We start from the raw sequence: 16,014 nt of genomic DNA, 5'->3' as shown, positions 1-16,014 counted from the left end.
TCCTGGGGGGCCCGTTTGGACGCCGATCACCCCGAAAACGGGGTCCTTATTCCACGCCTAATCACACCCAGGAGCGCGAGGACGCCGCGGCGACGAGCTACAGGCAGTTCCTCGCGAAGCAGGCCGAGGCGAGCGCCGAGGCAGCCAGGGAGCGGAAGGCAAGAGGTCTTGGGTACGAAGTCGGCGAGGTCGTGCGCGTTGCCAAAGGGCCGTTTGCATCGTTCAATGGCACGGTCGTCGGCATCGACGACGAGCGTCAGCGAATGCTCGCGGAAGTCAGTCTCTTCGGACGGGCGACGCCGATCGAGCTTGGGTTCGCCGACGTGCAGAAGGCTGCCTAGCAGAGGCGGAGAAGTCGGGTCTGGCTATCGGGACCGATCCGGAGGACGAAGGCATGGCTGCGAAGAGGCGAGAAATCGTCCCGGATTTTTCGGGCCATCCGGACCTCGTCGTCATCTACCTCGGAATGCGAGTTCGCACCTGGTACGGCATCAAGACGTTGCTGGGTTTCGGCCCGAGGATCGACAAGGTCGGAGCGGCCCGACCCAACGGCCTACTGCACTACGAAAACAACATTATCTTCAGCCTGCGCCCGCTCCATGTCGGCATGCGGTGGTACTGGCAGGACATGGAGAGCATGGTGGCTTGGGCGAAGTCCGAGCCTCACCGGCAATGGTGGGCAGACTTCCTGCGGGATACGCGCGGCGTCGGTATCTGGCACGAGACCTACCATATGCGCGGCGGCATGGAGGCGATCTACAACGATGTAGCATCGCCCGTCGGCTTCGCGGCCTTCCTGCCTATGCAGGAGGCCCGCGGTTCGTTGACGAGTCGGCATAAGGCACACGCTTCGTCCAACATTGGCGATCTTCCATTGGAAAACACGCCGGATGTTGAAGTTGAAGCTCAGGCATCGGCTTCCTAACGCTTGACAGCTTGAAGGCGGCCCTTATTCTCCCGCTCGCGTTCGATCGACGAAGAATATGCACGGGTCGAGCGCGAGGACGGATGTGAGGCCGCTAGAGGCCCTGCCGCTTCTCCCCAATTGAAAGTCGTGCCCCGAGCGATCGTATCGCTGCGGGGCTTTTCTACGGACCCTCAGGAAACCGCGTAGGCGACCACCCACAGCAGCATGGCTGCCGCGACGCATGTGTAGACAGCAATCAGAAGCCAAGAGCGTGTGAACACAGCAGGCATCTCTTCCGCTGCGTCCACCTTACCAGTGAAATCAGTTTCCGGCATAGCCGTGCTCATCGCCATCACGCCGAATCAAATTATCACAGCTTTCGGTAAATACCGTAAACTTGGCAAGACCGATTAGAGCCATGCATGCCTCAGCCCACGCCTCCGGCGAAAAGGTTTGCATCCGGATCGGGGATGAGCGCGGAGGCCGATCCGTCGAGGTCGCTCCCGAGCGTGCCGTCGAGTTGATCCGGTAGATCACCGATGCGGCTTGTGCGGCGCTGGCAGCGCGGCGGGCGCCTACTCGCGCACCGGCTCGTTCTCGGCCAGCAGCGTGACACCCACGAAGTCACCACGCCTCCAGGCACGGCGGACACGGCAGGTCAGGTCGCGGCCAGGGAAGTTCAACGCAAAGCTCTCGGGCAGCACGTGCCGTCGCGCGACGCCGAGCTTGGCTCCGGACACAGACATATCCCTGAGGACACACGGGATCTGCTCACCGTCCTCCAGCAGGATCGTCGCCAGCTTCATCGTGGTGTGACGATCGCCGCCCTTGCGCTTCTCAGGTCGGGTGGCCGCTTCCGGCTCGTTTTCGGGAGGCATGATTTGCAGTCGGGTCGCGGTTCGATCCAGCCCTTCTGGAGCGCGCGCGCTTCGGAAGGCTGAACGCCGGGGACGTATAGGGGTTGGCTCGGCACGAGGTGGCGATGGGGCGCTGATCAGGCAGCACCCCACCCTGCGCGTCAGACCTCGGGCTTGCCCTTTCGGCGATGCCGCTCGCGTTGAGCGCTCGGCAGCGCATCCGGGACGAGCGTAGCGTTCACCGGGTTTGGCGTGTGGTCCATAGCGGCCCCGGTCGCAGCATCGACCCCCATCCCGATCACGCCGCCAGCCAGGATGTTGCCAGCGAAGCCGGCTGCCCCGGTCCCTGCCACCTTGGTCCGGACCGGTATCATCTGCGGCTGGTAGCCGGGCTTGGTGAAGGTGACATCGAACTCGTCGGACCGGTCGACTTCAAGCGAACACGGCGTCGCCGGGCAGGCATAGCCCTTCGTCGTGACCATCTGAGCACCGGGCGGCTCAGAGAGGAACGCCATCCGTTCCGTCGTGCCGCGCGTGATGCTCCCGCATGCGCCAAGGCTCACAGCGACGAGCGCTGCGGCAACCGCGTTTCCTCTGATCATCGTAGCCCCCAAGCCGCATTCTGAGGCGGCAAAGCGGTTGTGATCGGGCCGCGAATGCAACGCAAGACTGAACAGTACGGATGTGAACCATCCCTGTGAGGTGTTGCGTCAGGGCCTCTGCAAGGTGCTGGCGCCAGGCCTTTCAACATGCGAGAGCGCAACCGAGAGCACGGCGCATGACCGGCCTAACCTTCTCCGGCGACGGCCTGCTCCAGCGCTTCTCGAACCAGCTTGGTGAGCTTGGCGCACGCGCACCCATCGCGTTGGCGAGAGCCCTGAACCACACCGGCACGAAAGCCCGCACTCAAGTCATCAGGGCGCTCACCCAGCAGACGGGCCTGAAGCGCTTGACCATCGTCCGGGCCGTGAAGGTCAACAAGGCGACCGCCGCGGCCGAGCAGTTCGGGTACGCGGGCAGCCTGACCTACACGCTGACCACGCACGGCGGCGACATCAGTCTCAAGTTCTTCAGCCCAAAGGAGACCAGGGCCGGCGTCTCGGCCGCGCCCCGCGGACGTCGTCAGCTCTTCGCCGGGACGTTCACGAAGGGCGGGCGCTTCCCGAACCGCAAAGGCCCGGTGATGGGCGGTCACGTCTTCAAGAACGTCTCGGCCGGCCACGCCTGGCGCGGCAAGGCGCGGCTTCAGAACTCGGGCGTCTACATCCCCGACGAAATGCTGCAGGGGGCGACCGCTGCGGCGTTCGACAAGGTCATGGGCGACGAGCTTGAGAAGCGCGTCAGCCACGAGATCGAGTTCCTGATGGGGATGCCGGGGCTGTAGACCTCTCGAAGCGTGACATTTGAGCAACGAATGGAACCTGCGGGTCCTCCCTGGGCACCCCCACCCTCTGCGGGCAGAGTTGCTCCCGACTTTTGCCTCGCTGCAAGTCTGATTTTTAAGCCGAACGAACGGATCTGACATGGAATTCGCGACCTCCTACGCGCAGCTCTCAAAGGCCATCGGCCTCAGCCGCTCGACGCTGCATGAGAAGCAGAAGCGGGGTCAGATCCCAGAGCGCGGTCCGCTGGGCTGGCGCGTCGCCGAAGTGCGCACGGCGCTGGTGGCCAACACCGACCCGGGCCGTCGTTCGGAAGCTCGTTCGGCGTCGAACGCTACCCGAACGCCCGAACAGCCGTTGAGCCAGCCCCGCATCGCCCAGACGGGCACCTGCCCGACCCCGGATGCCTACCGCGATCGGCCAGACCTGCCCGACCTCTTCATCCGCGGCGCTCTCTTCGGAGCGCACGCGATCGCCTACGCCCTTCCGACCGTTGCCGCCTGCGCCGCTCAAGAAGCTGGCGCCACGCCCACCGCAGCGGTGCAGGCCTACGGCACCGCTCAGGAAGATGCCGTGCTCTTAGTGGCAGGTCTCTGCGAGGATCTCGGCCTCGTGTCAGCCGGGACCGAAGACGCCGGCCCGCACCGGCCGACCGCCTTCCAGGGCTTCGACTCATACATTCCCCTGGCGTAACTCGTAGCGTGATCCGGCATCCTCCCTCTGTTTGCGATTGAGTGTGTCAGGATCTACTCCTGCCGTCATGTCTCCGGGCAACGGCTCGGCGCGGGTCGCGATCCAGCATCATGCCGTGACCCGCGAGCTTTCGGTTGACCTCCTCTCAAGGTCGAGATGTCCCGTCAGAAAGACCCCACGCACAATGATGCCCAAGCTCGCCACGAGTTTCGCCAGCCTCGCGGGCAGCGCTCGCAAGAAGACCGACGGCGTCAAGATCGAAGGGGGTCTTCACGCGCGTCCGCTATCGCGAAGCATACTGTGCTCCTCAACTCGACCGACACTATCAAGCGACCAGCCTGCCGGCGTTCCCCGTTCGCGGCGACTTCATCATCCTGGTGCACTGCCGAAGCGCTGATATGGCCCTGGCGCATCCTGGTGCCGTGCTGTGCCTTAAGTCGAAGCTGAGGCGGCAGGTCAGGGACGGCTCGGACCCATGATGCCCCCGATCCCAGAGCAGCGTCACCGCGCAGCGGGGCGCCGTGTGATGAAGCTGACGGTCGACGATCGTTGTTCCGGGAGCATTGTGCTACTTCCGGAACTTGGCTCCTCGCCGCGACGCGGACCTTCGCCTTTGCGCCCTTTGCCGACATTCAGCCGGCTCGGGCAGGAACTCCAAGGCGGTCATTCGTGCTCTAGACCTTGTTAGGCCGCCCAGTCCGCGTAAGGTCGTTTATGGAGCCGTGCGGCCCGCCGCCCGACGGCCCGCGCCGATTGGGCGATATGGAACGCGAAGCGTGCTGATAGAGAGGTGAGCCGGAGTGTCGTTCGAGGCGCTGCTGGCGAGGGATGGAGCCACGAGCGAGGCGCGTCGGATCTCCGGCGGAGCCGGCGCTGACCGGAGCGCTGCGGGGCCGGATCGGCGTGTTCGCCGGTGCCACATCATAACCGAACCCGATCCATTGAGGAACAGCGCGCGATCATCGAGCGCGTCCGGGCGGGCATCTGGCAGGAGATCGCGGGCGGACGGTTCAGCCTGCCGATCGACAGCCGGTACACGCTGGGCGAGGCGCCGGCAGCGCTCGCCCGTATGAAAAAGAACGAGCACTTCGACAAGATTGTCCTGACGATCTGAGGAGCGTGCCGATCTGTTTCGCAGGCAAGGTCGTGCCAGCCTCGCGATCGCCATGGGGCTTCTGGTAGCTCTGCCGGCTCGCCCGAGCCCCACGACATAGGCGTTGGCGTAGACTCACCGCCGAGCAAAACATCTGGATCTTCGCAGGCGCATAACGAACTATCTCGATCTCACAGAGGCGCGCTTGATCGCGCTCATGCCAGGGAGGGATTGATGGGCGTGCTCAAAGTCGGAGGCGTCGCAGCTGTGGTTGTCGTGGCGGCTGCCGGGGGATGGCTGGCAACGTCAACGTCGTGGGGCTTGACCAGGCGTGAGCCTCGCTTCCCGCAATTGACCTTGGACCAGCTCACGCCGGCGCAACGCCCGGTTGGTGAGAAGATCATGAAGGTCTCAAGCGTCGGGCTCGCCGGTCCCTACAATCCTATGATCCGCAGCCCGGAGATGGCGCAGCGGATGTACGATCTCCTCGACTACCTGCGCTGGCACACCTCGGTCCCGACCCGACTGAACGAATTTGCCATCCTGATCCAGGGCCGCCTCTGGCGCTCGCAGGTCGAGTGGTATGCCCACTACCCGCTGGCGATCAAAGCCGGGCTCTCAGAACAAGTCGCAGCCGACCTGAAGGCGAACAAGCGACCTGAGAATATGAAGCCCGACGAGGTCGCCGTCTACGATTTCTGCATGGAGCTCTCCACCAAGCAGGCGGTCTCGGACGAGACCTTCGCTCGCGCGAAACAGGTGCTCGGCGACCAGGGGGTTGTGGATCTGACTGCGCTGACTGGCACCTACGTCACCGTCGCCATGTTGTTGAGCATGGCAGAGGAGGGCGTGCCACCGGGCAAAGATCCGCCATTCAAGCCCGGCGAACGTTAGGCTGTGAAAGAACGGAGGCGACGGGATACTCTCGATTGCCCCTGCGTTTGACTGGCCTGAACACTTCGCAGTCCTGACCTCATCTGCTGCATCAGCTCCAGAGTCTGTGAGATCATATTTTGCAGCGGTTGTTTGCAGTAACAGACTCTGGGCACGCTCTCGCGTGAGCGGCCTCATCGAATGACAATTGGGACCCGATTCGAAATGTCGATCGCAATTTATAGAATCGGAGAGGCCAATTCCGATCGCGAGATGGGATGTGCCGTGAGGTCGGGTTGGGTCTACAGTCTCACCGGCTGACAGGCTGCTCGAAAACGCAACGCCTCCGCGGCCACCCTGCTCGACGTGCAGTGCGATCTGTGTTTGCTACCACCGTCGGCCTTCCGAACGAGCCGCGCGTTGGGGGGAGAGCATGAGGACCGGTCGGGTTCTGGCCTGCGCGCTCGGGTGCGCGCTCGGCGTCACGCCGGCCCAGGCGCGCATCACCAGCATCGAGATTGCCACCGTCGAGCCGTTTGCCGAAGGCGCAGAATTTGGATCTGCCGGCGCTTACGAGCGGGTCACCGGAGCCGCCCACGGCGAGCTCGATCCGGCCGGCCCGGCCAATGCCGGCATTGTCGACATCGCGCTCGCGCCGCGCAATGCACGCGGCATGGTCGAGTACAAGACTGACTTGTTCATCTTGCGCCCGAAAGACCCCGCGCGCGGCAGCGGCACGCTGCTGTTCGAAGTGCTGAACCGCGGCCGCAAGTTCCTGTTTAACTGGGTGCTGGATGCGCCGGCCCAGGCGGCCCAAGCCGTCAACGATCCGCGCAGCGCCATCGATGCCGGCACCGGCCTCGTCCTGCGTCGCGGCGACACCATCGTCTGGTCGGGCTGGGAGGCGGACGCGTTGCGCCAGCAGGGCGGCATGGCGATCGACGTGCCGGTGGCCTCCCGGAACGGCACGCCAATCGTGGAGACTGTGCGCGACGAGCTCGTCAGCGCGACGCGCGGTCCGCCGGAGGCGCCATTCTATCTTACCTTCAAGGCGGCCAACCAGGACAAGGCCGGCACGAAGCTGACCGTGCGCCGCCGGGAGGCCGATCCGCCCAGGCTCGTTCCGCCAGAGGCGTGGCACTACGCGACGGCGCGGCAACTCGAACTCCTGCCCAAGGGCACCAAGCCGCTGCCGGGATCGATCTACCAGTTCACCTACCAGGCCACCGAACCGAAGGTGCTCGGCATCGGCTTCGCCGCGACGCGCGACGTGGTCGCCTACCTGCGCGGCGATGCCGCTAGTGGCGCCAACCCGGCGGGCGGGCTGATCCGGCACGCGGTCGCGCTCGGCATCTCGCAGAGCGGGCGCTACCTGCGCGACTTCATCTATCAGGGCTTCAATCGCGACGAGGCCGGGCATCGGGTCTTTGACGGCGTGCTGTCCCACATCGCGGGGATCGGCGGGGTCTTCCTCAACGCGCGCTTCGGCCAGCCATCCCGAACGAACACGCAGCACGAGGATCATCTCTTTCCGGAAAATGCCTTCCCGTTCTCCGCGACGCCCCAGCACGACCCGGTGACGGGACGGACCGGCGCGCTCCTGCGCAATGACGGCTTCGACCCGCTCCTGATCGAGGTGAACACCGGCACCGAGTACTGGCAGAAGGGTGCCTCGCTGCTCACGACGGATCCGCTCGGTCGCAACGACATAGCCTTGCCCGACACGGCGCGTGCCTACTTGGTCTCGAGCGCCTTCCACTATGGGCGCGCTGGACTGGCCTCGAACAGGGGCCCTTGCGCGAACACGCGCAGCACCCTCAATCCAGCACCTGCCCTCCGAGCTCTTCTGGTCGCGCTTGAGGAGTGGGCGACGGATGGCACAATGCCGCCGGAGAGCCGGATTCCGCGCGTGTCGGATGGCACGCTGGTCGAGGCAGCCGCGACCGGCTTTCCCTTCATCGTCGGTGCGCCAGTCCCGACCGCGCCGAACACGATCGCGCGCTTCAGCACCTACGTCGATCCCCATCCCGAGGCGGGACCGCAATACCGGCCGCTCGTGCCGCGCGTCGATGCCGACGGCAACGACGTGGCAGGCATTCGCCTGCCGGCCGTTGCCGCGCCGCGCGCGACCTTCACGGGCTGGAACCTCTACACTGATCCCTTCCCAGCGGGCGCCCTGTGCGACCGCGAGGGCAGCCAGCTTCCGTTTGCCCGCACACGGGCCGAGCGAGAGGCCAACGGGGATCCGCGGCGCTCGTTGGAGGAACGCTACCCGAATCTGGATGCCTACCTTGCTGCAGTGGGCAAGTCCGTGGACGCGCTGGTCAGAGATCGCCTGCTTCTGCGCGAGGATGGCGACCGCTTGATCCAGGCGGCTCGGCAGGAGGCTACGCGGTAGCAATTCAGGAATAGGCGCACCGATGGTTCGGCTGTGCGCCAGCGAGGATGACGATGGGCGGATTCAGTGTGAGCGGGCGGCGGACGCGGGGACTTCGCGCGGGTCTGGGCGGAGCAATGCTCGCAGCAGCGCTGCTCGGAGTGCCCATCGCCTCCGCCCACGGGCTCGACGCGCCGCAGCACCAACTCTACCGGATGGTGGATCTGCCGCTGGAGGGCGGCGACACCATCAAGGACTTCGCGATCTCCTATGTCACGCACGGGACGCTGAATGCCGACAAGTCCAACGCGATCCTGACGACCACGGCTATCGGCGGCAATCACCACCGCATCGACTTCCTGATCGGGCCAGGCAAGGCGCTCGACACGAACAAGTACTTCATCGTCGCCAGCGACGCGATCGGCAACGGGCTCACCACCAGCCCGAGCAACAGCGTGAGCCGGCACGGGACGGCCTTCCCGCACTTCGGTATCCGCGACATGGTGGAGAGCCCTAAGCGTCTCCTCGATCATCTGGGCATCACGCACCTCGTTGCGGTGGCGGGCGCCTCCATGGGTGGCATGCAGGCGCTGCAATGGGGCGTGAGCCATCCCGGCTTCATGGACACGCTGATCGCCCTGACGCCGATGGCGCGCACCGCGCCGTGGTCTATCGCGGTCAACGAGGCGACCCGCAAGGCGCTAATGCTCGATCCCGCCTTCAAGGACGGCGCCTACGACCGGCAGCCCGAGCAGGGCTGGCGGCTGCGCGCCGACATCCTCCAGGTACTAGCCGCTCGAACGCCGGAGGCGCTGCGCGGGATCGCTCCGCGGCCGCTCGACATCCTGCCGTGGATCCAGGGTCAGGAGGAAGCAGTGCTGAAGACCGGCTTCGACGCCAACGACTGGATCGCACAGACCTGGGCCTACGACCGGCACAACATTGGCGAAACGCCGGGCTTCTCGGGCGATCACCTGAAGGCACTCGCCGCGATCAAGGCGCGAACGCTGATCATCACCGGCGGCAACCTAGACCTCTACAACCCGGTCGAGGAGGCGCGCGAGGCCGGCGGGTACATCCCGCAGGCGAGCGTCGTCGCCGTTCCTTCCGTGCAGGGTCACACGACGGCGACCGCGACCAAGGCTGCGGATGTGGATTACATGAACCGGACCGTCCGGGACTTTCTGGACGCGGCCGGGCCGCGCGGCCGCTGAGACAGCCAGAGGGCAGGCGATGATCAGGAAGACACCGATCGCAATCGGCACGGCGCTGGTGGCAGCGCTCGCCGCTAGTCCTGTCATGGCGCAGCAGGCCGCCCCGCTCCAGGTTCCGGCCAAGTCTGTGCCGGTGCCCGCCGATGTCAGCCCTCAGATGAGCAAGATCATCGGCCTGCCGCTGCGGACGAACTGGGACATTCACCCGAAGGACGGTGCGGCGTGGAAGCCCGTCGCCGAGGCGGCGAAGCCGTAAGCGGTGCGCGTCTTCGAGCGCGCATCATGACGTGGAAGAAAGCGGTGGTCTCGACCGTCTGAGAACCGCCGTAGCGACCGGGAAACCTTCGATGGTGACGAGACGAACCGTTCTGGCTGTGGCCGCCCAGCCCGCTTGCGCCGCCGCGCTCGCGGCCGTTCCCCTCGCGGTGCCCTATGCCGCCTCGGCCCAGGCGCCGACGTCCAGCTCGGGCCAGGCGCCGGGCTTCTACCGCTACAAGGTCGGTGCGGTCGAGATGACGGCGATTAACGATGGCTTCGCCATGCGCTCGCTCGACGGCTTCATCCCTAACGCGCCGGCGGGCGAGCTGAAGAAGGCGATGGAGGATGCATTCCTCCCCGCGGACACACTGCCTCTGACCTTCACGTCCGTCGTGCTGCGGATCGGAGGCCGCACGGTTCTGGTAAACACTGGGTTTGCCGACAACGGCCCGCCGACCACCGGCCACTGGATGACGAACTTCCGCGCCGCGGGCTTCGACCCCGCGACCGTGGATGACATCGTGATCAGTCATTTCCACCCGGACCACATCGGCGGCATCCGCCGCAAGGACGGTACGGCGGTCTTCCCGAAGGCGCAGGTCCACGTACCCGAGGCGGAGTGGGCGTTTTGGACCGACGACGCCCGGATGGCGCAGGCGGCAGACGGGTGGAAGCCGACCTTCGCGGCGACGCGCCGCGTGTTCGGTCCGATGACGGGGGAAGTGAAGCGCTTCGTCGCCGGCCAGGAGGTGGTGCCGTCGCTGATTGCCGTAGCCGCCCCTGGGCATTTGCCCGGCCACACGGCGTTCATGCTCACCTCAGGCTCGGCCAGGCAGCTGATCATGGGTGACACGGCCAATCATCCGGCGCTCTTCGTGCGCAATCCAGGCTGGTCGGCAGTGTTCGATATGGACGCTGAGCAGGCTCGAGAGACCCGCGTGAAGATGCTGGACTTAGCCGCGGCGGAGCGCCTGCAGGTGTCGTTCTACCACGCTCCGTTCCCGGCGGCAGGCCATATCCTGAAAGGCGCGGAGGGGTACAGATTCGTCCCGATCCAGTGGAGCCCAGTGGTCTAGACAAGAGAGATGAAGGTCTTTGGCCAATGCCCGCGCTGTCGGCGTGGCCTGCCACCACACGTCAGCATCCGCGTTCATGATCAGGAGGTTTGATGAAACACCTGGCGATAACCATCCTCGCCGGTCTGCTGGCGCTTCCGCATACGGTACATGCCGCACCGCAGATCGAGCGCGTGAGGGGTACGATCGAGACGGTCGAACCAGACAAGGTCTCGATCAGAACGATCGAGGGCCAGACGGAAACGATCGCTCTGACGCCCCAGACCCGGTACGCGTCTCTTGTCCGTTCGAGTCTCGATGCCATCACCGATGGTAGCTTCATCGGCACCGCCACCAAGGGCGACAATCCACCCACGGCTTTGGAAGTCCACATCTTCCCCGAGTCGATGCGCGGCACCGGCGAGGGGCATCGCGACTGGGACACGATCCCGGACACGCTGGCCGGCGGCGCGCGGGTGAAGAGCGCGATGACGAACGGCACTGTGAAGACGAATTCCGGTGCCGGGCCAAGGGTGAAGAGCGCGATGACGAACGGCACAGTCTCCGGCCGCGCGGGAGCGGGCGGTGCGACGACGCTCGTTGTAACCTTCGGCAAGAATCAGTCCCTGACGATCCTCGTGCCGCCGCAGGCACAGATCGTGGCCTACGAGCCGGCCGACAGGGGGATCGTGCAGGCGGGCGGCAAGATATTCCTCACGGCTGAGCGCGACGGAGACAAGCTGACGGCAGTGCGGGTCGCCGTCGGCAAGGACGGACTCACACCGCCACAGTGATGCTCAGAGCTGTCAGGACCGGCCGATGTACTTAAGCGGCCGAGAGCGGTGTCCGGCGATCACGGCAAGCCGCGCCGTCTCGACGGCATCGAGAAGCACGCACGACGTCTGCGTCACCTCCCAGACGCGCACGCCTCACGTCCCGCGTAAACTCTCCGTCCGCGTCAATGCACAAGGTTGGCTCAGAAGCAGCGTGTCCGCTTCACTGCTTCGGTTGCTCCAAAGCAGGCCGGCGGCTTTCGGCCAGATCCTGCTGCTGTAGACGGCCCCTCGAGCGTCTAAGGTGGGTGGTTTCCTGCCTGTCCGGTCTCTGAAACCAAAACACAAAAAGCGGACGTTTGCTCGGGAAGCGGGGGTTGTCCGCTGCGCTCCCATTATCAGCCATGCGACGTCCGCTCATGGCCGGGGACCGCGTGGCGCTCCCCGGCAGGTTCCCTCCGGTCAGAGGCTTGCGTGCAGGCCGCGGACCGGGCTCACGCCCTCCAGCACCGAGGCGGCGTGCAGGATCGTGGTCTCCGCCTGCCAGCTGCCCACCAGCTGCACGTTGATTGGCAGACCCTCGCGGCTCGTCCCGAAGCGCATTGACAGGCCCGGCAGGCCCGTCACGTTGAGGGGCACAGTCGCACCTTGCAGGTAGGTCAGGTCGACGGTCTCGCCGTTGACAACGAGTTCCTGGATGCCGTGCCTGTGCGCCGGGACGGGCAGCACCGGGGTCAGGAGGACGTCGTGGTCCCGGAAGTAGGCGGCATAGCCGTCACGGAGCCGCTCCGCCGCCTGCTCGGCCGCGACGTAGTCCTCAATCGACGTGTCGGGCAGCGACAGCATGGTCCTGACCATCTTGTAGATCTCGTCCTCGGGACGGCCAACAATCGCCTCCCGGAAGGCGGGCTTCATCTCCATGACGTGGAGCTTGTTGAACACGTCGAGGGCGAAGTCGCGCTCCAGCGCCGGGATGCGCACCTCCTCCACGTGGTGACCCTCGCCCTTGAGGGCCGCGGCCGCCGCGCGCACCGTCGCCGCGACCTCCGTGTCGATGGGGCCGAACCCTGGCCCGACCATCCAGCCGACGCGGAGCTTGCGGTCCGGCGCGGCGCCGATGCCGGCATCGAACGGGACGTTGCTGATCGCGAAGGCGTCCAGTCCATCGGAGCCGGCCAGTTGCGAGAAGGCGAGCGCAAGATCGCGGATGCTGCGCGCCATCGGGCCAACGTGCCAGAAGCGGCGGGGCGCCCGCGGCCAGATGCCGGTCATCGGCACGCGCCCGTGGGTGGCTTTGAGCGAGACGATGCCGGTCTGGGCGGCCGGGCCGCGCACCGAGATGGCGAGATCGGTGCCGAGGCCCAGCGGCGACATGCCAGCCGCGATGGCCGCCGACTCGCCGCCGCTCGATCCGCCTGGCGTGCGCTCAAGGTCCTAGGGGTTGTTCGAGCGGCCGGAGAGCAGGTTGTCGCTCTTGATCCAGTAGGAGAACTCAGGAAGGTTGGTCTTCGCGAGCAGGATGCCGCCGGCCTTCTTCATGCGTGCGACGCTGGTCGCGTCGGCGTCGGGTGTGCGGCCCTTGAAGATCGGCGAGCCGCGCTGGGTGAGGACGCCCGCCGTGTCGATCGAATCCTTCACGGTGAACGGCACGCCGTGCAGAGGCCCGAGCTGGCCGCCCGCCATGACCGCTGCCTCCGCGTCCTTCGCCGCGGCGAGCGCATCCTGCGCGACCGTGACGATGGCGTTGACCTTGGGGTCGACCGCCTCGATGCGGTCGAGGTGCGCCTGCACGACCTCGACTGGCGAGACCTGCCGGGTGCGGATCAATTCGGCGAGCCGGGTCGCGTCCGAGAAGACGATGTCGGTGGCCATGGGCTGGGATCCTTCGAGGTCGCCGATGCGGGCGGATCGCCCTGGCTCGGCCGGGCGACGATCATGGGTTGGGGGGCGGTCGTGTGCGGGCGCCCCCGGGGGCGCCCACGTCCTCAGCGGTTTGCGAGGCGTGCGACGAGATGCTCGGCGGCGGGGCCGGAGGAGGCCGGGTTCTGGCCGGTGATGAGCAGGCCGTCCGTTACGACGAAGGGTCCCCAGTCAGCACCTTTGGCGTAGAGACCTCCATTCCGCTTGAGTTCGTCCTCGACCAGGAACGGAACCACCTGGCTGAGGCCGACGGCCTCCTCTTCGGTGTTGGTGAAGCCGGTGACGTTCCGGCCTTCGACGAGGGGCTTCCCGTTGGCAGCCTTGGCATGGCGCAGGACGCCGGGGGCATGACAGACCAGGGCGATGGGCTTGCCGGCGTCGAGCGTCGTCTCGATCAGCCTGATCGAGGCCGGGTCCTCAGCGAGGTCCCAGAGGGGCCCGTGCCCGCCGGGGTAGAAGACGGCGTCGAAGCCTTCATGGCCGACGGCATCGAGCCGGGCCGTCTCGGACAGCACCGCCATGGCCGCCGCGTCGGCTTCGAAGCGGCGCGTCGTGTCGGTCTGGAAGCTCGGCTCGGCGCTCTTCGGATCGAGCGGCGGGCGGCCGCCCTCGGGCGACACTAGGACCACCTCCGCACCGGCATCCTTGAACACGTAGTAGGGGGCCGCGAGTTCCTCCAGCCAGAAGCCGGTCTTCCGGCCGGTGTCGCCGAGTCGGTCGTGCGAGGTCAGCACCATCAGGATCTTCATCGTCGTTCTCCGGGTCTTTCGCTTGGGTGAGGGTAAAGTCTTGAGTTTCGCGCCGTTCGCCAGGCCCGCGCTCGGCGCCGGCTTGGGGAAGGCGAGCCGGCGCTATCGCGCTTTTGTGGTGCGTCCCGCGGCCGGGACGCGCGCCGGCGCCGCTTGCGCGGGGCGGAGCTCGCGGTTCGCGCCGCGGACCTCCTCGAACCGGGCCATACGGACCGCGCCGATCGTCTCCAGGGTGATCCGCTCCTGCGCGGTCGCTTCAGGGGTGGTCACGAGCGCCATCAGCCCGGCAACGGTTAGGGTGGCGACTACAGATGTCTTCGTGTGGTGGGGCATGGGCTTTCTCCGTCTGAGTTCGGTTCCCCGCCGGCCCGAGGAAGTTAATTGCCTATCACGCCGAGTAGACCGGTCGTCTCATTTCTGGGCGTGATAGAAAGTCGTTCTCGGCAACGTCGGAACGAGTGGATCAGTGCGACGCGAGGCCGAGGATGCGCCGGGTCGTCCCCATCGCAGCCTCGAACGGTGCGTCGGTCCGCACGATCTTGGCCATCAGGCTCGCACCGAGCCAGACGTGATACAGGTCCTCGGCGGTCGTATGCGGCTCGCTCTCGATCGTGAGCGAGCCCTCCGCCACGCCCGCCGCGATGGATCGCGACAGCCGTTCGATGATCGCGGCGGTGCCACCCTTAAGGGCAAGGCGCATCGCCTCGGACAGGTCCGAGACCTCCGCCGCAAGCTTCACCGCAAGACACTTGCGCTGGTAGTCGATGCTTCCTTGCGTGGCCTGCCATTTGCGCCAGTAGTTCATCAGGCGCTCGGCATGGCTCAGCCCCGGCTCGGCAAGCGTCGTGTTGAGGTCGGCGAGATAGCTTTCGAAGTAGTTCGCCAAGAGAGCCTCGCCGAAAGCCTCCTTGGAGCCGAAGTAGTGGTAGAACGACCCCTTCGGCACGCCGGCCGAACTCAGGATCTCGTTGAGCCCGACTCCGGAGAACCCCTTCGCGCCGACAAGGCCGTAGGCGGTGTCGAGGATCCCCTGGCGGGTGTCGGTATGTGCGGTGCCGCGTGACATAACGATGAGATAGAACGAATTAGACCGGTCGTCTAGAGGCGTTCTGCGTTTTTTGTCGGAGGGATCATCGGAGTACGCTAGGCAGTTTCGCGGCCTGCAGACGTCACCGCAGCACGTTTCATCGCTGGTGTCCGCTTTCAGGAAGCGGGCGCGTCGCCTGCTTCGACCAAATCGGGTCGGAACCAGCGTGTCGACTTTTCTGGCAGACCGTCTTCGAAGCTGACGTACCGCTTCCGGCCAGTTCCGGCCGGCGGCTTCGCGCCCATTTTCGCCGTTCAGCGGTACCCGGCGGCATCTCGAAAGCGGACGCTCCAGCAGCTGAGCTTTCAAGTCCGGATTGCGCTGATTGTGTTGAAAAAACTCAGAGGCGACGCCTGCTACCTCGTTCCGAGGCTCACCACAGAGAAGTATTCTCTTCTTTCGGTGCCATGCATTCCGGTATTGGCCGATCCGCGCAAGCCCGACAAAAATTTTTCTCCGCATGTAGCGGCGTGGTGCACCGCTTCGGTTGCATCCAGAGTTTTTCAACGAAATCCGCCACAAGCCGTCATTCGGGCCGCGCGGCCGGAAGAGCTGCTTACGTCTCTCAGCAGTTCTTAGCTTAGCCGGTCTAATGTAGCGGCTTGGGTCTGGGCATTGGGCAGCTTCATCTGGCCCATGCAGGCGGCGGTGATGAGGATCGGCGAGATGCCGCCGATCTCCTCCTGGATGTGCTTCCAGCTCCAGCCCTTCTCACGCTTGATGTCGAGGAGCTTCTCGGTGAGGTCGTCGCGCTTCATCGGATGGCTCTCGTGTCG

At 65.7% G+C, this 16,014-nt stretch carries 17 protein-coding genes and 2 pseudogenes; 11 read left to right on the top strand and 8 right to left on the bottom strand.

From position 1 onward, the window contains the following. On the top strand, positions 1 to 341 hold a 341-nt coding region (locus F6X51_RS25420; RefSeq protein WP_191970268.1), incomplete at its 5' end, for a KOW motif-containing protein. A gap of 53 nt (positions 342 to 394) precedes the next feature. Further along, positions 395 to 925 (top strand): DUF4188 domain-containing protein, encoded by a 531-nt coding sequence (locus tag F6X51_RS25415; protein ID WP_150966656.1) that lies wholly within the window; start codon positions 395 to 397, stop codon positions 923 to 925. A gap of 173 nt (positions 926 to 1,098) precedes the next feature. Here the strand turns inward: F6X51_RS25415 and F6X51_RS28220 are convergent, their stop codons facing one another. From F6X51_RS28220 to F6X51_RS25405, 3 genes are all read right to left on the bottom strand, one after another. Next, on the bottom strand, positions 1,099 to 1,260 hold the full coding sequence (locus F6X51_RS28220; RefSeq protein WP_191970267.1) for a hypothetical protein: 162 nt from the start codon (positions 1,258 to 1,260) through the stop codon (positions 1,099 to 1,101). Between the two features lie 222 nt (positions 1,261 to 1,482). Next, positions 1,483 to 1,785 (bottom strand): PilZ domain-containing protein, encoded by a 303-nt coding sequence (locus F6X51_RS25410; protein ID WP_150966655.1) that lies wholly within the window; start codon positions 1,783 to 1,785, stop codon positions 1,483 to 1,485. A 140-nt stretch (positions 1,786 to 1,925) separates the two neighbouring features. Then, positions 1,926 to 2,366 carry a translation initiation factor 2 gene (locus F6X51_RS25405; protein ID WP_246697005.1) on the bottom strand — a complete coding sequence of 147 codons (441 nt, stop codon included), beginning with the start codon at positions 2,364 to 2,366 and terminating at the stop codon, positions 1,926 to 1,928. Positions 2,367 to 2,542: 176 nt separating this feature from the next. Between F6X51_RS25405 and F6X51_RS25400 the strand changes: the two genes are divergently transcribed. The 9 genes from F6X51_RS25400 (at position 2,543) to F6X51_RS25360 (ending at position 11,503) form a co-directional block, all read left to right on the top strand. Next, a complete protein-coding gene (locus F6X51_RS25400) occupies positions 2,543 to 3,148 on the top strand; it encodes a hypothetical protein (protein ID WP_150966654.1) in 606 nt (201 codons plus the stop codon). 139 nt (positions 3,149 to 3,287) lie between these two features. After that, positions 3,288 to 3,839: a helix-turn-helix transcriptional regulator gene (locus F6X51_RS25395; protein WP_150966653.1), complete on the top strand. Its 552-nt coding sequence runs from the start codon at positions 3,288 to 3,290 to the stop codon at positions 3,837 to 3,839. 913 nt (positions 3,840 to 4,752) lie between these two features. After that, complete coding sequence (locus F6X51_RS25390) at positions 4,753 to 4,953, top strand: hypothetical protein (RefSeq protein ID WP_191970266.1); 201 nt, start codon at positions 4,753 to 4,755, stop codon at positions 4,951 to 4,953. A 213-nt stretch (positions 4,954 to 5,166) separates the two neighbouring features. Further along, positions 5,167 to 5,826, top strand: coding sequence for a carboxymuconolactone decarboxylase family protein (locus F6X51_RS25385; RefSeq protein WP_150966652.1), 660 nt, complete (start codon positions 5,167 to 5,169; stop codon positions 5,824 to 5,826). Between the two features lie 412 nt (positions 5,827 to 6,238). Continuing rightward, positions 6,239 to 8,203, top strand: coding sequence for an alpha/beta hydrolase domain-containing protein (locus tag F6X51_RS25380; RefSeq protein ID WP_150966651.1), 1,965 nt, complete (start codon positions 6,239 to 6,241; stop codon positions 8,201 to 8,203). 116 nt (positions 8,204 to 8,319) lie between these two features. Continuing rightward, positions 8,320 to 9,396: an alpha/beta fold hydrolase gene (locus F6X51_RS25375; RefSeq protein WP_191970265.1), complete on the top strand. Its 1,077-nt coding sequence runs from the start codon at positions 8,320 to 8,322 to the stop codon at positions 9,394 to 9,396. Positions 9,397 to 9,415: 19 nt separating this feature from the next. Continuing rightward, complete coding sequence (locus tag F6X51_RS25370) at positions 9,416 to 9,652, top strand: hypothetical protein (protein ID WP_246697004.1); 237 nt, start codon at positions 9,416 to 9,418, stop codon at positions 9,650 to 9,652. A 91-nt stretch (positions 9,653 to 9,743) separates the two neighbouring features. Beyond that, positions 9,744 to 10,730, top strand: coding sequence for an MBL fold metallo-hydrolase (locus F6X51_RS25365; protein ID WP_150966649.1), 987 nt, complete (start codon positions 9,744 to 9,746; stop codon positions 10,728 to 10,730). Positions 10,731 to 10,822: 92 nt separating this feature from the next. Further along, positions 10,823 to 11,503: a metal ABC transporter permease gene (locus F6X51_RS25360; protein ID WP_150966648.1), complete on the top strand. Its 681-nt coding sequence runs from the start codon at positions 10,823 to 10,825 to the stop codon at positions 11,501 to 11,503. A gap of 441 nt (positions 11,504 to 11,944) precedes the next feature. On the opposite strand, the pseudogene F6X51_RS25355 reads toward F6X51_RS25360, so the two are convergent. From F6X51_RS25355 to F6X51_RS25335, 5 genes and pseudogenes are all read right to left on the bottom strand, one after another. Beyond that, positions 11,945 to 13,354: pseudogene (locus F6X51_RS25355) on the bottom strand (amidase). Positions 13,355 to 13,467: 113 nt separating this feature from the next. Next, a complete protein-coding gene (locus F6X51_RS25350) occupies positions 13,468 to 14,151 on the bottom strand; it encodes a type 1 glutamine amidotransferase domain-containing protein (protein ID WP_150966647.1) in 684 nt (227 codons plus the stop codon). 102 nt (positions 14,152 to 14,253) lie between these two features. Beyond that, positions 14,254 to 14,484, bottom strand: a complete 231-nt coding sequence (locus F6X51_RS25345; protein ID WP_150966646.1) for a hypothetical protein — start codon at positions 14,482 to 14,484, stop codon at positions 14,254 to 14,256. Positions 14,485 to 14,614: 130 nt separating this feature from the next. Beyond that, positions 14,615 to 15,217, bottom strand: a complete 603-nt coding sequence (locus F6X51_RS25340) for a TetR/AcrR family transcriptional regulator (protein WP_150966658.1) — start codon at positions 15,215 to 15,217, stop codon at positions 14,615 to 14,617. Positions 15,218 to 15,834: 617 nt separating this feature from the next. Then, positions 15,835 to 15,996, bottom strand: a pseudogene (locus F6X51_RS25335) (cyanase); the annotation flags it as partial. Positions 15,997 to 16,014: the final 18 nt, after the last annotated feature.

Origin of the sequence: Methylobacterium planeticum (assembly GCF_008806345.1) — a bacterium.
GTDB classification, from domain to species: Bacteria; Pseudomonadota; Alphaproteobacteria; order Rhizobiales; family Beijerinckiaceae; genus Methylobacterium; species Methylobacterium planeticum.
The sequence above is the reverse complement of the archived record's forward strand: the minus strand, read 5'-3'. Positions and strand labels throughout refer to the sequence as shown.

Bases quoted from the DNA above. Each gene is read 5' to 3' on its own strand.
- F6X51_RS25350 (WP_150966647.1), bottom strand. From the start codon at position 14,151: ATGAAGATCCTGATGGTGCTGACCTCGCACGACCGACTCGGCGACACC.
- F6X51_RS25365 (WP_150966649.1), top strand. From the start codon at position 9,744: ATGGTGACGAGACGAACCGTTCTGGCTGTGGCCGCCCAGCCCGCTTGC.
- F6X51_RS25385 (WP_150966652.1), top strand. From the start codon at position 5,167: ATGGGCGTGCTCAAAGTCGGAGGCGTCGCAGCTGTGGTTGTCGTGGCG.
- F6X51_RS25340 (WP_150966658.1), bottom strand. From the start codon at position 15,217: ATGTCACGCGGCACCGCACATACCGACACCCGCCAGGGGATCCTCGAC.
- F6X51_RS25410 (WP_150966655.1), bottom strand. From the start codon at position 1,785: ATGCCTCCCGAAAACGAGCCGGAAGCGGCCACCCGACCTGAGAAGCGC.
- F6X51_RS25415 (WP_150966656.1), top strand. From the start codon at position 395: ATGGCTGCGAAGAGGCGAGAAATCGTCCCGGATTTTTCGGGCCATCCG.
- F6X51_RS25375 (WP_191970265.1), top strand. From the start codon at position 8,320: ATGCTCGCAGCAGCGCTGCTCGGAGTGCCCATCGCCTCCGCCCACGGG.
- F6X51_RS25405 (WP_246697005.1), bottom strand. From the start codon at position 2,366: ATGATCAGAGGAAACGCGGTTGCCGCAGCGCTCGTCGCTGTGAGCCTT.
- F6X51_RS25360 (WP_150966648.1), top strand. From the start codon at position 10,823: ATGAAACACCTGGCGATAACCATCCTCGCCGGTCTGCTGGCGCTTCCG.
- F6X51_RS28220 (WP_191970267.1), bottom strand. From the start codon at position 1,260: ATGGCGATGAGCACGGCTATGCCGGAAACTGATTTCACTGGTAAGGTG.
- F6X51_RS25400 (WP_150966654.1), top strand. From the start codon at position 2,543: ATGACCGGCCTAACCTTCTCCGGCGACGGCCTGCTCCAGCGCTTCTCG.
- F6X51_RS25370 (WP_246697004.1), top strand. From the start codon at position 9,416: ATGATCAGGAAGACACCGATCGCAATCGGCACGGCGCTGGTGGCAGCG.
- F6X51_RS25380 (WP_150966651.1), top strand. From the start codon at position 6,239: ATGAGGACCGGTCGGGTTCTGGCCTGCGCGCTCGGGTGCGCGCTCGGC.
- F6X51_RS25345 (WP_150966646.1), bottom strand. From the start codon at position 14,484: ATGCCCCACCACACGAAGACATCTGTAGTCGCCACCCTAACCGTTGCC.
- F6X51_RS25395 (WP_150966653.1), top strand. From the start codon at position 3,288: ATGGAATTCGCGACCTCCTACGCGCAGCTCTCAAAGGCCATCGGCCTC.